Here is a 780-nt window from a genome sequence, read left to right on the forward strand (position 1 = left end):
CCTCCGCTGTAATCAAGTGATTGACCCGATCGATGACCTCCTGCGCTTCGATCGACACACTGTGCAAATTGATTTTCTCGGTACGCAGCTGGGCGCGCAGGCGCTCCAGCGCCTTGCGGAACGCTGGAAGCTGATGCAATTGATCGCGAGTCACGATGGTGCTGGTTATGACCAACAGCTGAAGCACACCTCTCTTGTTCATCAACGGACGCACCCGCGTCTCGCTATCAACAGAAGCCGCCACCTTTGTCACAGCAGCATCTATGAGCTTCATCACGGACTCGAACGGATCGGCCGGAGGCGCCGGAGGAACTACTGGTCCATCGTCATATTGACGGACCGGGTGAGCTGCAGTCGAGGATTTGATAAAGACATGAATGTCGCCCGGCAGGATCATGAAGCGAAACGCCACCGCTGCCTTGCCGAACTCGTCCTCAAGCTGTTGCCATCCGGCGGGGGGCAATGCGAGGAAGGCTAAGGTCAGCCCGATGGAGTCGACGCAACAACGAAGCTCCCCAACATGCGGTTGCCTCGACTGGGTGTGCCAGATCAGGTCGTCTTCATGATTGAGCATGTCATCCCAGCTACAGCTTGCGGGGGGCCTAGCCAGCATGCGTCGGGCCAGTTTCAATTGATTGTCTGGTGTCATGTCGAACCGGATGCTGAGTTTGTATTTTTGGTTTGAAGCAGTGCTACGGAATTCCAAACAACGGTCATTGAAACAGCACTACTTCACGCTCTAACGTAATGTATACCGCAAGGTCTGCGGTATAACATCGC

1 protein-coding gene is annotated in these 780 nt (G+C 55.1%); it reads right to left on the bottom strand.

Going from position 1 to position 780, the window contains the following annotated elements; translation table 11 throughout:
• On the bottom strand, positions 1–649 hold a 649-nt coding region (locus AC1DWI_RS25135), incomplete at its 3' end, for a hypothetical protein (RefSeq protein WP_477726179.1).
• Positions 650–780 lie beyond the last annotated feature (131 nt).

This window comes from Polaromonas sp. P3_C2, assembly GCF_056402675.1.